This is a genomic window from Zhongshania aliphaticivorans (assembly GCF_902705855.1).
Taxonomy (GTDB): Bacteria; Pseudomonadota; Gammaproteobacteria; order Pseudomonadales; family Spongiibacteraceae; genus Spongiibacter; species Spongiibacter aliphaticivorans_B.
Genome location: NZ_CACSIJ010000001.1, coordinates 357,206 through 371,705, shown reverse-complemented (window position 1 = coordinate 371,705; position 14,500 = coordinate 357,206). Strand labels below are relative to the sequence as shown.

The 14,500-nt window shown below is 48.7% G+C and carries 8 protein-coding genes; 6 read left to right on the top strand and 2 right to left on the bottom strand.

Features of this window, described 5'->3' with window-relative positions:
• Positions 1-10 precede the first annotated feature (10 nt).
• Together bcsG and GVJ32_RS01670 are read right to left on the bottom strand one after the other, a co-directional pair.
• On the bottom strand, positions 11-1,615 hold the full coding sequence (gene bcsG / locus GVJ32_RS01675; RefSeq protein ID WP_159238315.1) for a cellulose biosynthesis protein BcsG: 1,605 nt from the start codon (positions 1,613-1,615) through the stop codon (positions 11-13).
• A gap of 247 nt (positions 1,616-1,862) precedes the next feature.
• Positions 1,863-3,467: a BcsE family c-di-GMP-binding protein gene (locus GVJ32_RS01670; protein WP_159238314.1), complete on the bottom strand. Its 1,605-nt coding sequence runs from the start codon at positions 3,465-3,467 to the stop codon at positions 1,863-1,865.
• A gap of 211 nt (positions 3,468-3,678) precedes the next feature.
• Between GVJ32_RS01670 and bcsR the strand changes: the two genes are divergently transcribed.
• From bcsR to GVJ32_RS01640, 6 genes are all read left to right on the top strand, one after another.
• A complete protein-coding gene (bcsR, locus tag GVJ32_RS18420) occupies positions 3,679-3,891 on the top strand; it encodes a BcsR/BcsP family cellulose biosynthesis protein (RefSeq protein ID WP_353652891.1) in 213 nt (70 codons plus the stop codon).
• A complete protein-coding gene (bcsQ, locus tag GVJ32_RS01660) occupies positions 3,892-4,653 on the top strand; it encodes a cellulose biosynthesis protein BcsQ (RefSeq protein ID WP_159238312.1) in 762 nt (253 codons plus the stop codon).
• A gap of 8 nt (positions 4,654-4,661) precedes the next feature.
• A complete protein-coding gene (gene bcsA, locus GVJ32_RS01655; RefSeq protein ID WP_200841298.1) occupies positions 4,662-7,319 on the top strand; it encodes a UDP-forming cellulose synthase catalytic subunit in 2,658 nt (885 codons plus the stop codon).
• A 136-nt stretch (positions 7,320-7,455) separates the two neighbouring features.
• The gene (bcsB, locus tag GVJ32_RS01650; protein WP_159238311.1) at positions 7,456-9,582 is read left to right on the top strand and encodes a cellulose biosynthesis cyclic di-GMP-binding regulatory protein BcsB; all 2,127 of its coding nucleotides are present in this window, start codon (positions 7,456-7,458) and stop codon (positions 9,580-9,582) included.
• A complete protein-coding gene (gene bcsZ, locus GVJ32_RS01645) occupies positions 9,579-10,721 on the top strand; it encodes a cellulose synthase complex periplasmic endoglucanase BcsZ (RefSeq protein ID WP_159238310.1) in 1,143 nt (380 codons plus the stop codon). Before bcsB ends, bcsZ begins: the two co-directional genes overlap by 4 nt.
• The gene (locus GVJ32_RS01640) at positions 10,712-14,449 is read left to right on the top strand and encodes a cellulose synthase subunit BcsC-related outer membrane protein (protein ID WP_159238309.1); all 3,738 of its coding nucleotides are present in this window, start codon (positions 10,712-10,714) and stop codon (positions 14,447-14,449) included. Before bcsZ ends, GVJ32_RS01640 begins: the two co-directional genes overlap by 10 nt.
• Positions 14,450-14,500 lie beyond the last annotated feature (51 nt).

Sequence of the window (14,500 nt, the reverse complement as noted above, 5' to 3'; positions counted from 1 at the left end):
ATTAAAAGAACTAATTAGAAGGGTAGATACTCCAGTGTTGGCCGTCGAGACTAATATAGTGCTCATTGCCAACTTTGATAACAGTGCTACCTTCATTTTGCGATACTGCCTCGGTCTCTGGCAGATTGGCGCTAAGGCTGGCCGCTGAATACGGGCCGCCGTTATAAACTCCGGTATTGATCACATTTGCAATAAGTTGTGATAACGCCATGTGGCCACTTGGTTTATCTATATGAACGACGCTATCGCTGCGCTCTATATTTGGCCCAACGAGTTTTACCGCCACGGGAATATCTGTGATTGATGGTGACGCAATCTCACGCATCCCTGGGATTTGCATTTTGTCTCCCCGCAAGCCGCCACCATGCTCTGGAATTAATATCACCATAACATTGCGGCCTGAGCCCTTTAATTGTTCCATGAATTGGTTTAAGTCGTCGAACAGTCTGCGAATACGCAAGGTATAGCTTTCGGTACCAAAGACGCGCTCACTGTTCATAATACGGTTGCCGTCGTGAAGGCTTGCCGAGTTATAGAGTGCGAATACCGGCTGAGTACTATCTTGCCGTCCTGCCCACCAGCGTTGAAGTAATTCTAGGTCACGGGTAACAGGTGAGCCGGCGAATGCTTTTTGACTGATTGTTAAGCCTTCCTGTGAGACTAATGGAGCATCAATGCCGCCATATAGACGGGTACGTTGGAGCAAACTACCAAATACGCCATCGTGGTTCATCATCAGTTCTTCGCCGTAACCCAGCGCTTTTAAATTATCAAACAATTTGCATTGTGGATCTGCGGGCTGATACAGCGCGTCATGAGAGGGTTGGCCACAACTGGCGCGTGTCAGGCGAAGCAGGGCTGGGCCACTGTACGAAGTCGCAGAGTTAAATTGCTCGAATATCATGTCAAATTGCGACATAAATGGATGGCTGGTGACGCCCGCGATGCTCATATCGTCCCAGGCAAGTGAGCAAATGCTGATCATTAGAATGTCAAAGGGGGCGGTGTTGCCAGCGGTATCTGGGAAGTCGACAACCCGTTGACGTTCCTCGTTAAAAAATTGATTTAGGTATTGATTCAAACTGTCGTCATCGCGGGTGGCGGAGGCGCTGTTATTACTTTTTGCCTCTACTACTGCAGGTGAGTCGGAGGAGCTATTGTCGCTATCGCTCCCCATTGGAATAATGACCGCAAAACACGCAAGTACTACCATCACCGAAACTCGGAAGAACTTCGCAAGGTAGTAGTAGCCAGCGACCAGTAAAAATACCCCGAGCAGTGCGCTTGGTGGCACAAAGCGCATTACTAGTTCGAGTAGATATGACCATTCAAAGGCCATCAGCTGATCCATCTGTGCGACCAGTCTTTCCAATGGTGGTAAAAAAGAGTCGTAATGAAATAACCACAACGCAAAAGGAAGGGCGATGAGGTGACGGGCCACATTGATGATCTTATTGCCAATGGGTAGCAGCAGAAGCGCCAATAAGCTGAGGTTTTCTAATGGGTGGAATTCAATAACGCCACGAACGAACAGAATGATTTTGACGATAAAATAGAGGTTCCACCAACCTAGGCCGGTCGGTGTTATGGGGCGATCTACTGAGGTCTCTGTCATTGCGGCGGCTCGTTATTATAAGCTGAGCTAGGGCTTTTCTTTATATTACTGGCGTTAAATGGCTGTAAGAAACGCGGTTTGGCGTAGACGCGAAAAATGATTGCTCGTAGCGTCGAAAATACCTCGCGGGCAAAATAGCCGACAAGGCTGCCTGCAAAAAAGCCGATTAATATCGTACTTATAAAACTGTCTATATTCATACTAACTAGCTACCGCGTTCGTATCGCTTATTTGCATACTTTGATGATTAAGATTTGTACTGGGATAATAAAGTTACTGGTTTTGCCGATGTTCGCAGCTCAGTTGGCACGGTAAAGGCATCTTGGCTACGACTTGGCTGATTTGGCGCTAGGCTGAGTAGCTGCTGGCCTTTTTCGGCGCTTAGATAATCACGAGCTGGCAGTATACTAGCTATAGCCTCTTCTATGTCTGCAACTTCGCTAAATTGAAGCGTTTCAGCGAAAATTTCTTGGGGTGGGAGTGCAAAGCTATTACGTAGTGCTGTATCTGCATCGGCAGCACGACAGGCCCCGAATAGTATAAAAAGCTCACCGTCACTAACGGTAACTAAGTCGCCGTTGCGGGTCATATTACAGAGGCTTAAGCAATGTTCTATGGCAATGGTCTTAGAGGGTTTTAGTAGTAGTAAGACAAGGTCGAGATCGTCCTGCCGCGAGGTATCTAGTGCTAATTGTGCGTGCTGAACGAACTCTTTTGGTTCAAAGTAACCTCGCTGATTTATGCCGTTCCATGACTCCAGCATATCACTCAATGACGCGGGTAGACTGCGAATCATCACTTGCCCTTGTAGGGCGTCAATCTGATCCAGAAAGTCGGAAAAACCCACAGTGTGAGGCGCAATTAAGTTCGCACCGCTTCGTAATAGGAAGCGAGTATCGGAATAGCGAAGGCAAGGTTTAAGCTCGCGGATGATCAGTTTTGGACGGCCGCCATACTTAGTGCGTAATTCGTAGCACATAACTGCTATATCTCGGGCATCATTGGGCGCGGCGCAGCTAAATACTACGGTTGCTGCGTCTAGATGCTTGATTGATTCAAGAAGTCTACGATTGTCGCTGGCAGAGTGCGTCATGATCGTGCGGTTACTTGCTACTTGATCTGCGTCGGTGAGTGCCGGCGCTGCAATATGAATGTGGTCTTCATCAATCGCTGTTGTTGAATCAGTGGTGCCGTGATTAATTTGGTGTTCAATTGCCGATAAGCAATTAGTGTCGGCGGTGTTAAGGAAATATTCTTGGTCAGCGATGATATCTACGCTGCTATACCAGTAGTGCAGATGAACGTTGAGTTTATGCCGGCTAATGGGTTGTAGGCTTAGCATGCCGGCAATTTGAGCGCTATCTTTAATCAAGGCAGGGCGCAGAGACTGATAGTCACCATAGAAATGGAATAAAACACTCAGTTTTTTTTGTCTAGCCCAGTTTGCCCATTGCGATATTTGACGGTTACGCTGCTTTGGCGTGTCATTAGCTATACGATCTGCGTGTATTGCTATAATGAGCAAGGTATTGTTTCGCGGGTGGAGTCGCTGGCTGTCGGCTAAAAATGTGCTCAGGTTTCGTTTTTTTGATTCTTCAGCACTTGAATGCCAAAAGAATGCTGGGTGCTGGGGGGATGAAAAGGTTTTGCAAAAATTGTCTTGGGTTTGCGCGTCCAGTCCTGAAAATAGTTCGTATTCAGAGCAATCTATGACAAAGTGGCTCCGTTTACTGCTGTTGACTAGCCTCAAGAGCAGCGGTGCGGCGTCTCGTAATGCGGGGCTAAAGTAGCAATACAAGGCGCCTTCGCGAAATGTGAAGGCGTTGGCTGGAAGCTCAGGAATGCCTAGCATAGTGTGTTTGTTGATCCTTTACAGCAAACCGCTATATCGATACATAGCTAGTTATTAATGAGTATTTTCGAATTACTTTGATAATTAGCCGGCAAAACCGGAAAAGGAACTCGGTTGCGCCAGTCTGATCTGTATAATGCCTTATACGTGTTTGGAAAAGAAGTAAAGCGCGTGGCTATCTAGTCGTAATGGCAATAAGGGAATCGGGATAGTGGTGGATGGACAAAGGAAACTGAGTGAGGACGTGCGAGCTATATATAGAGCGTATGCCCTAAAGGATAGGCAGTATGTTGAAGTGGTTGAGTTGCACCGCTATCAGCAGATTATCCGGCGCTGGCCATTGTTGACAGAATTACATAGCAAGGCGAAGGGCACCAGTTGGTTCATTGGGTCAAACGCTAATATCGGCGCGGGTGGTGAGTAATTGAAAATTATTTTGCTTCATTCAATCGGCGGTGGCAACGGGGTCACAACGGTCACCGCCAATTTGGCTGCAGCGTTACAGGGCCTTGGCCACCGGTGTCTCGCTATCGATTGCTCGCCAGAGAATCTATTAGCCCTGCATTTTGGCGTGGCCAGTGATGCCGTAGATGGCTGGGCACGCAGCGCCTCTCTCTCCCAAAGTTGGGTGGAGTGTGGGTTTGAGGCTATGGATGGCGGGCGCGTATTACCCTTTGGGGTGCTCGATGTCGATTCTTTAAGCGCTTTGCGTCGCAATCTAGCTGATAAGCCCAAACATATCGCGGATATTTGCCAAGCTCTGAGCGCTGAGCCTCTTGATTATTTGCTACTGGATTTTTCGGCACCACTGACGGGCTATTGTTCCGAACAATTTTCAGCCCTAAAGGACTTGGCTGATTATTCCTTGCTGATAGCAAGAGCGGATCTGCAGTCTTATCGATTACTGGTATCCCATCCATTAGGCCAGCAATTACTGACAGATTGCGAAATATTGTTAAACGCTGTGAAAACAGAAAATGAACTGCAGCGAGACCTGCTGCTGGTGATGCGGCGAGAGTTAGAGCATCACCTTATATCTAATATTATTCACCATGACGCTGCGGTACCTGAGGCGCTCGCGCATTTACAAACGCTTAACAGCTATGCACCTAATAGTGCTGCAGCCTTAGATTTCTATTTGCTTGCAGTATGGTGCGTCAATAAATTAGCCAGGGTACCTTCGTGAGAGAGGGCTTGCGAAAGAGACGCGGTATCGATCAAGAGACTAGCTGGCCTCTGCTTGGTTTATTTAAACCTTGGCTGCAAAATGAATTGCGGCACCAATTTCTTTGTTTAAAGGGCGCGCGCGGATATTCGATTGCTGGGCGGGTGCTTGTCACGATCTGGTTGCTGTTTGCCTTTGTGTTTTTAAAACCCCGAATAGCCGGTGTTGAAAGTTGGCGTTTGCCGCAGCACTTCTTTCCGCAAATTGATTTTAGTAGGCCTCGTATCGATGACCCTATAAGGGCTTTGGTACAACTTTTTTGGCTGATGTTTATTCGGCCGCACTCGGCGCGTCGATCTGTTAAAAAGACCGTCGGTACTGCCCGCCATTTCGCTAAATACTATCAAAAATTGCTGGCTGTTTTACTAGGCTGGTTTCGGCTGGTGTTGGAGTGGGGAAATCAACGTACTGAAAGTCACGTCGATGGAACGGTTTCTGCCAATTTGAAAAAACGTTCTGCGCCGGGGCTTTGGGAAAGGCTATCCTGGCGCGACGGACTTTTAATAGCAGCAGTTTTGGTCTTGAGCTTGCTGTGTATTACCGTGCCTTTTAGTTTAGAGGCACAGGCGGCCTTTGTGTGTGCGCTGCTATTTATGGCTTGGATTTTACAGCGTATGCCTGGGCGTTTTTCAAGTATGCTGTTAATTGTGCTGTCATTGCTGGTATCGACGCGCTATATCTGGTGGCGCAGTACTAATACTCTAAATTGGGATAGCCCGGTTGGGCTTACTCTTGGTATGGTGCTTTTGGCGGCAGAGATTTATGCATGGGTTGTTTTGGTGTTGGGGTATTTTCAAAATATTTGGCCTTTAAAAAGAACACCTCAAGCCCTTCCTGAAGACGTAAATACTTGGCCGACAATTGACCTGTTTATTCCCACCTATAATGAGGAGCTGGATGTTGTTAAGGCAACGGTCTATGCCAGTTTAGGCTTGGACTGGCCGCAAGATAAACTGAACATTCATATTCTTGACGACGGCAAGCGCGATAGTTTTCGGGATTTTGCGGCGCAGGTGGGCGTGAATTACATTCGCAGGCCGGTGAATAACCATGCCAAAGCCGGCAATATTAATTACGCGCTTACTAAGACCAATGCAGAATACGTCGCTATTTTTGATTGCGACCATATACCGACTCGCGCATTTTTTCAGATGACCATGGGGTGGCTCATAAAAGACCCCAATTTAGCACTGGTACAAACCCCTCATCATTTTTATTCGCCTGACCCATTTGAAAGGAATTTGGCAACCTTCCGAAAAATTCCAAATGAGGGCAATCTTTTCTACGGACTAATTCAAGATGGCAACGACCTCTGGGGCGGCACGTTTTTTTGCGGTTCTTGTGCAATCTTGCGTCGTAAGCCACTTGAAGAAGTGGGTGGGATAGCGGTAGAAACGGTCACAGAAGATGCTCATACCTCTCTGCGCATGCATAGAAAGGGGTACGGCTCAGCCTATTTGAGCGCACCGATATCCGCTGGTTTGGCAACGGAAACCTTGTCTGCGCATATTGGTCAGCGTATTCGTTGGGCGCGGGGGATGGCGCAAATCTTACGCTTAGATAATCCCTTAACTGGCCCCGGACTGCGCTGGCAGCAAAGGCTTTGTTATTTTAACGCCATGCTGCACTTTTTATCTGGTGTTCCTCGCTTGATATTTTTGACGGCGCCGCTCGCGTTTTTACTTCTGCATACCTACATTATTTATGCACCGGCCTTGGTGTTGTTGATGTATGTCATTCCACATATGGTTCATACCGCCTCGGTCAACTCTATGTTGCAGGGAAAATACCGCTATTCCTTCTGGGGCGAAGTATATGAGTCAGTGCTGGCTTGGTATGTGGCTAGGCCAACTACAGTGGCCCTATTTGCGCCTCATAAAGGTACTTTCAACGTCACCGCTAAGGGTGGCACTATTGAGCGGGATTACTACGACTGGGTAATATCCAAACCTTATATTGCTTTGGTGGTACTTAATGTTGCTGGGGTTATATGGGGAATTGTTAGAATAATTTCTGGGCCTAGTGAGGAAATCTCGGCAGTTGTAGTGAACCTAATGTGGACTTTCTACAATATGCTTATTCTTGGGGCCGCTGCTGCGGTAGGGTCGGAGGCAAAGCAGGTGAGGACGGCGCCTAGGGTCGATGTGGGAATTCCGGCAAGTTTGATATTACCTACGGGCCATCGAATTCAAGCAACGGTACGTGATTTTTCTTTTGGTGGTTTGCGCTTTGAAGTAGCTGACAGCAGTTTACTTCGTAATTCTACGGAATTGGACGTTGTTTTGCGTAGAGGCAATGAAGAGTTTACCTTTCCGCTGCATGTGGTATATGCAAAGGACGGAGTGCTTGGTACGCGCTTGCCTAAATTGTCTGTTCGGCAAACAATCGATTATGTTCAGTGCACATTTGCAAAAGCGGATACCTGGGTGGATTGGAAAGAGTCTTACTCTGAAGATGTACCCTCAATAAGTATGGGGCAAGTGGTTAGCTCTGCAGTGCAGGGCTATAACCGCTTGCTGCGGAATTCGCCAAAACCCATACCACAAATTTATGCTGCGGTGATCTGGATGGTGGAGGGATTAGCCACATTCCGTCCTCGTAATGTAGCACTGGCGGTGAGGAATTAAACATGAGGGACAGGTCTTGCTAAACGCAAAGGTTTTATCACTGCTGGTATGGTTAGTTATGTTCCCAGTCTTCAGTTTCGCTGAGGAAAAGAGCGGGAGCGGCGAGCCTGACCCAAGAAGTCTTGTTAGTGAGACCATGACATTTACCAGTTTGGGGTTCGCAGATTCATTGGACGTGCAGGGCAGCGAGACCAGTGTTTATTTGGGTTTTGGCTCTCGTTTGGATCGCATTGTTAAAGATGCCGAGCTGAAATTAGACTTCATCAGTTCGCCCGCCTTAATTGAAGTTTTGTCGCACCTTAAAATATACCTAAACGGTGAACTCCAGCATGCGGTGCCGGTAACGGAGTTAAATAAAGGTCAGCGCGATAGCGTTCGTTTGCCACTAGACTCCCGTTATTTTAGCGATTACAACCAACTTCGTATTGAGTTGGTGGGCCACTTGGATCAAGAGTGCTGGAATCCCAGCGACCCTGCTATTTGGGCAGAAATAAGCCAGGCGAGCGAGGTGGTGTTGAATAGCCGTCGCGTTCGTTTAAGCAATGACCTCAGCATATTACCAGCGCCGTTTTTTGATCGTCGCGATTTTAGCAAGCTGACTTTGCCTGTCGTATTTGGTCCTGATTATGAAATTGATACGGTATACGCCGCGACATTGGCGGCCTCATATTTTGGTTCGCAGGCTAAGTGGCGGGGAGTGAATTTTCCAGTCTTAATTGATAAGGCGCCTGAACAGCATGCGGTAGTGATGCTGACAAATACTAATCGACCCGCTTTTTTGGTGGACTTCCCCGAGGTAGATGAACCTACTCTGCAAATTATTACCCACCCCGACAACCCCTACGTGAAACTCTTGTTGATTCAAGGCCGAGATAGCGAGCAACTCTTGACGGCGGTTCGCGGTCTAGCACTGGGTTCAGAGTTATTGAGTGGCCCGGTGGCAACAATATCGAAGGCGCAGCAGATACAGCCCCGCGTGCCCTATGATTCCCCCAGTTGGATTAGAACCGATCGCCCGGTAAAGCTGGGTGAGTTGGTCGACGACCCAATGGTCTTGCAGGTAGAGGGGCGTAAACCCAGCGATATATCAGTGTCGCTTCGTGTTCCGCCGGATCTGTTTACTTGGCAAAGCCGTGGTATCCCATTGGATCTACGTTATCGCTATTCACCGCCGGAAAATGACAGTGATGACTCCAGCTTGAGTATGTCTATCAATGGTCAGTTTGTTGAAGCGTTTAGCTTAACTACTAAAGGTATAAATGGTGAGGCAAAGCGGGTGCGGGTTCCCCTGCTGGATGATGGCTTCATGGGTGGCGGCGACAGAATTCGCATTCCTGCTTTTCAGGTAGGCAGTTTAAATAGAATGAGTTTTCGCTTTGCCTTCGCCGCAGTGAATAGCGGCGCATGCCGGACCATCCCTGCGGGTAGTCCCCGTGCGATTCTTGAAGCTGATTCGACAATAGATTTCACCGGTTATCCCCACTATATCGAAATGCCAAATCTTCAGGTATTTGCAACGGCGGGTTACCCCTTTACGCGAATGGCTGATTTATCAGATACCGCGGTGGTGATTCCGCCATCGCCGAGCCCAATACTGATTGAGTCATTATTAGAAACGGTGGGTTATCTCTCTGCCAGCGTGGCCTACCCAGGTATGGGCTTAACGCTGCTAGATAGCTGGGACCAAAAAGTGCTAGCAGATAAGGATATATTGGCGATTGGCGTAGACCCTTCTATGGCAGACTCGGCGCTTGAAGAAAATCAACCAGCTTTATTATTAAGAAAGAGCCAGCGGTCAATTAATCGTCCCCAAGATCTTGGCAATTTACGCTATTTTCCTTGGAGCGAAGATAGCGCGTGGACAACTGCAGAACAAGTTAGCCTCAATGCCAACGGTGCTTTTGGCGCCTTGATTGGTATGCAATCGCCCTTTGACGATGAGCGCAGTGTGGTTGCGATGCTGGGTACCCGCGATCAGGATCTTTTAGATGTCACTCGCTCTTTAAATACACCCGGACGACTACCATATATTTTCGGCTCGGTGGCGATGTTTAGGGGCGATTCTGTTGCGAGTTATATTGTTGGTAAACCCTATTTCGTGGGGCACCTGCCACTCCAGACCTTGATTTGGTATCACTTCTCGAAGTATCCCTTTATCTTGGCAGCGTGTGCGCTACTGTTAGTTGTGCTGTTAACAATCATTCTTTGGCGTCTGCTGGCGGTAGTAGCCGCTCGTCGCTTGCAAGTGGACGATGATGAATGAGGTATCTGCTGATTACCTTGTTTTTCACGTTGCTTGCGGCTGAAGCCCATGCAACGGAAAACCATTGTAGCTGGCCTGAATGGTTGGCGTTTAAGCAGCATTATATAGAGGATGGAAGGGTACTTGATCGCAGTAGCGAGCAGCCGATTACCACCTCGGAAGGGCAGGCATACGGCTTGTTTTTTGCCTTGCTTGCCGATGATCAAAAAAGCTTTGATCAACTGCTGGCGTGGACAATAGATAATCTCGCCGCTGGCGACCTCGGTTCACAATTACCCGCTTGGCTTTGGGGCGTGAACGAGAATGGCAAGAGCGGGGTGTTAGATAGCAATGCGGCCTCCGACGCCGATTTGTGGATAGCCTACACCTTGAGTGAAGCTGGAAGACTGTGGAACTCCCATTATTACGCCAGTCTCAGTTATTTGTTGGCGCGCCAAATCATACAAAAAGAGACGGCGATAATACCGACTATAGGCCGCGTGTTATTGCCTGCACCGCTTGGCTTTGTATCGGCCGGAACAAGCAAAAGCGAAAAAGTATATCGTTTAAATCCTAGCTATAGTCCACTGCAATTGCTTGATCGGCTCGCGACGGTGTTTCCTAGTCAACATTGGGATGAGCTGTCAAAGAGTAGCGCGCTAATTATTGAAAAGGCTTCTCCAAAAGGCTTTGTGCCCGACTGGGTGCTGGTTTCAGAATCCGGGGTACGAGCAGATGCTAAAACTTCAGGTAAAGGTAGCTACGATGCGATCCGCAATTATTTGTGGCTAGGGATGTTGGCCGATAAACATGCACACAAAGCGCCATTGCTAAATACTGTGAAGCCCATGTTAGAGAAAACCGCCGCACAGAATACACCACCAGAAACCGTAGATAGCCGTAGCGGTCAAACTATTGGCAGTGGGCCGGTTGGTTTTTTAGCAGCGGTATTACCCGCGCTTCAATCATCCGCCGAGCAGCAAAGCAAGACTCCAGAATTACTGAGCCAAGTCGCGAATGCGAAAGCTAAAATTGCGCCGGGGCAGCGTTATTACGATAGCGTACTTAGCTTGTTTGGCATTGGCTGGATGGAAAAGCGGTATCGCTTTGCCCTAAACGGACAACTTCTACCCGCTTGGGAGGCAGGCTCTTGCAAATAAGCTGGATGTCTCTGCTGCGGGCGCTGCCGTTTTTGGTGGTGGCCTACCTCGTGTGGTTTTTCTTTGTCCGTAATGATGCGGTGGACACAGCACCTGACTATGACAGTGTAGGGGTAGTACTACAGCCGGTTAAAGGCACGCAGACTTCGCCCGCAAGCGGTGAAGACATAGAGGCTGCATCTACCTTAAATAAGCAATTACAGCTTGCTGAGGCAATGAATCGGCGAGACTTAATTGATAATGCCCTAGCACGTTTAAGGGCGATTACGCCGAATTCTCCCGTTGTTCAATTTTATTCTGCCTACCAAATTATTGCCGACGAGAATGTCGACGAGGCCCGCGCAATATTGCAGGACATGCAAAAAAATTACTCGGGCCACAAACAAACTCTGCACCTTCAACAGTATTTACAGGCGATGACTGAGGGTAAGGATCAGTTGTCCCGCGCCCAGTTGTTGGCTACGGCGGGCCGGCATCAAGATGCCTTAGATATGTTTAATGAGCTGTTTCCGGATGGTATGCCTACGCTAGGTTTGCAGCTGCGCAAATTGGAGATTAGAGGGCGTATCAGTGAGAATTGGACTGAGGTTAGAAATAGTCTGGAAGCGCTTAATCATCAGTACGAGCGTTTTCCCTTAATTGAAGTCATGCTGGCTGAGCACCTTACTCGGCGTAATTCACAAGACCCGCGGGCTGCTGAAATTTTTGAACGATTAGCCAATGGTCCAGGCATCGGACGGCGAGCTGCGGCGTCGTGGTTGTTGATGTTAGGAGCGCGGCCTATTAATAATACGGTCGTTGCGGATTACGCAGAACTTGCATCGCGCTATCCCTCAGATATTAGTATTCAAGACAGCTATCGTCACGCCATTGAGCGTTTAGACATTGAGCAAGAGCAGCTAAAAAATCCTTATTATCGAGCTCGTAAGCAGGGCTTGGCAGCACTGGATGCTAATCGCAATAGCGAAGCCAAATCACGGTTACTTTTCGCTGTTAAAGGTCGGCCAGATGACGAGCAGGTGTTGGGTGGCCTAGGTGTAGCATATTTACGCACAGGCAATGCAGCTGCGGCGGAACGCTATTTCAAACAGGCCTTACAGTACAATGAGAATCCTGATTTGAGAGGTAAGTGGACACGTCTAATTGACACTGCACATTACTGGAGTTTGCTGCAAAAAAGTGATCAGTTTTTGTCCCAAGGAAAATACGATGGCGCCGAGGGCGCGCTTGCTGAGGCGCAGGCGCTCCGCCCTAATTCTATTCATGTGTACATTGCAATTGCCGAATTGGCCGAAGTTCAAAAGCAATATGCGCGGGCTGAAACTGCATATCAACGTGCTTTAAGATTGTCTCCGCAAAATGGACAGGCTCTGCGCGGTCTATTATCACTGCGCGAACAGCGTCATGGTCGTCGTGCTGCGCTGCAATTTGCAGGGCAGCTTAGTGCGGCTCAGCAGCAGGTGCTTCGCCAGCAGATAAATACCCTCAAACAGGAGCTAGCCGCCGCCCAAGTTGAATTGGCGATGCAAAGCGGCGATCCAGATCGGGCATTGGCTGCAGTTGAGCAGGCGCTGCTCCTGCAACCTACGTCCCCTTGGCAGCGCAGTGATTTGGCAAAAATGCTTGTTAAATTGGGACAGGCACAGCGGGCTGATCAGCTAATGGCCGATTGGCGGCGTACCTCGCCGACGGCGGAGATGATTTTTTCTTACGCCTTGTATTTGTCTTCGCGTGAGCAGGAGCGCGCCGCATTGTCGCAGCTGCAAGGTATTCCCGCCTCGCAACGCAGCGATGCAATGCAGCAAAACTTATTGCGCTTGGAGCTGAATCAGGCCTTTGCGGGACTTGATATAGATAGCCCAAACGCACAGGCAAATTTGAATGCGCTCAGCCGTCGTTATCAGGGCGATCTTGACGCGCAGATTCGACTGGCAAAGGCTTGGATAGAGCTAGAGCAGATGCCTCGCGCGATTAAAATTGCGCAGGATTTAAAACCGACACGAGATTGGCCGGTGAATCGCCAGCTTAGTTACGGTAATTTGTTGTTGAGTCTGGATCAGATTAGGGATTTTTCTACCTGGTATGCCGGTTTAAACCTGTCTGATTTAGCCGCTGCCGAGCAGAGAGAGTTCTCCGAATTAAACACCCGTTTTCAGCTAAAAAAAGCGGCGCAAGCCGAGGAAGAGGGTAAGCATATATTGGCTTATTCTCTGTATCACCGCGCTGCGCAGTCATTGGGACCTTATCAAAACGAGGCAAGCCTAGGCATTTTACGAAGCAGCGCGGCAATTAACGAAGATGATGTTTATCAGCAGCAAGCCGCTAGTTTACTTAGCAACTCTGCCATGTTGTCGCCCAAGGAATTGATGCAGCTGTTATCGGTGTTTAGCGACAAACGAGACCGTAAAGCTGAGCGCCAGTTAATTGCAAAAATACGTCAGCGCGATGACATTAGCGCCATGCAGATGCGTGAGATAATGCTGTTAAGTGCAGAACAGGGCCAGTCTGCATTAACCGAGGAACTGGCCTATGACGTTTTATTGCGCGCCAATGGCAAGCCGACAAACACGCCATTGCGAAAGCAGTGGCAGAAAAGAAAGTTGTATCAATCTGGCGTTGATAATTGGCTGACCCGTAGCGCGCGCCAACAAATTGATAAACTTCGCGCGCGCAATGACGGTCACGTTATCGTCGGCGTGGATTTTAAAAAGCGCGAAGGCCGAGATCAGACCAGCCAAGTGCCTATTGAGGTGAAATGGCCGGTACCAAGCCTTGATGGCCATATTATTGCGCGGGCTGATTTTGTCAGTGTCGACTCTGGGAATATTAATTATCTTGATCCAGTTGCTGGCGGTATTAACCGTATTCCATTTAAGGGCAGTGCGGAGGGCGTGGCTTTAGGCATAGGCTGGCTAAGCGAGCGTTGGTGGGCGGATATTGGCACTACTCCAGTAGGGTTTCAGAATTCTAGTGTGGTTGGCGGTATTGGTATGAATGGCAAGCTGTCCCAAGTGGGGTGGAGTTTGGCGCTGTCACGTCGGCCAGAAATTGGAACAACATTGTCCTATGCCGGCTTAGAGGTTCCGGCGGGCGCTAGCAATGCGGGTACAGAGTGGGGCGGTGTTATTCGCAGCGGCGCTAAGTTGGGTTTAAGTTATGACCGGGGTGGAGCAAACGGCTATTGGGCGAGTATTCAATACCACGGTATGAGCGGCGAACGAGTCGCCGATAACACCCGATTTGGTCTACTTGGCGGGGTTTATCACCGCCTGCTTGATCAGGACGACCGACAGTTTCGAATTGGTTTAAACGTCTTACATTTTCAATACGATAAAAACTTGAGTGAATTTACCCTGCAGCACGGGGCTTATTTTAGCCCGCAGAATTATCTGTCGCTCTCTATTCCCCTGCGGTATTACGGCCGTAGCGAGAATGAGTGGTCTTATCTTATTGGTGCCTCAATTTCCAATTCTTGGTCTAGCGAAGATGCGCCTTACCAATTGGGCGGGCGTAGCTCGTCTGGTGGTGGATTTGGGTATGCACTTGAAGCGGCGGTGGAAAAACGAGTGAGTGATCGTTGGTATTTAGGTGTCGCAGCAGACGTTCAACGCGCTGACTTCTATGAACCGAACCACATCATTATGTACGCAAAATATACGTTTAGTGATCGCTGGCAGCCGATTTGGACGCCGCCGGAGCCACCGATTCCCTACAGTAGTTTTGATTAGGCGACGTATTCTTTGTTGCCTTCTGTTTCTTTACTGCGAGCAATGTTCGCT

Coding starts and splice junctions, on each gene's coding strand:
- bcsZ (WP_159238310.1), top strand. CDS start 9,579: ATGAGGTATCTGCTGATTACCTTGTTTTTCACGTTGCTTGCGGCTGAA.
- bcsB (WP_159238311.1), top strand. CDS start 7,456: ATGACATTTACCAGTTTGGGGTTCGCAGATTCATTGGACGTGCAGGGC.
- GVJ32_RS01670 (WP_159238314.1), bottom strand. CDS start 3,467: ATGCTAGGCATTCCTGAGCTTCCAGCCAACGCCTTCACATTTCGCGAA.
- bcsG (WP_159238315.1), bottom strand. CDS start 1,615: ATGACAGAGACCTCAGTAGATCGCCCCATAACACCGACCGGCCTAGGT.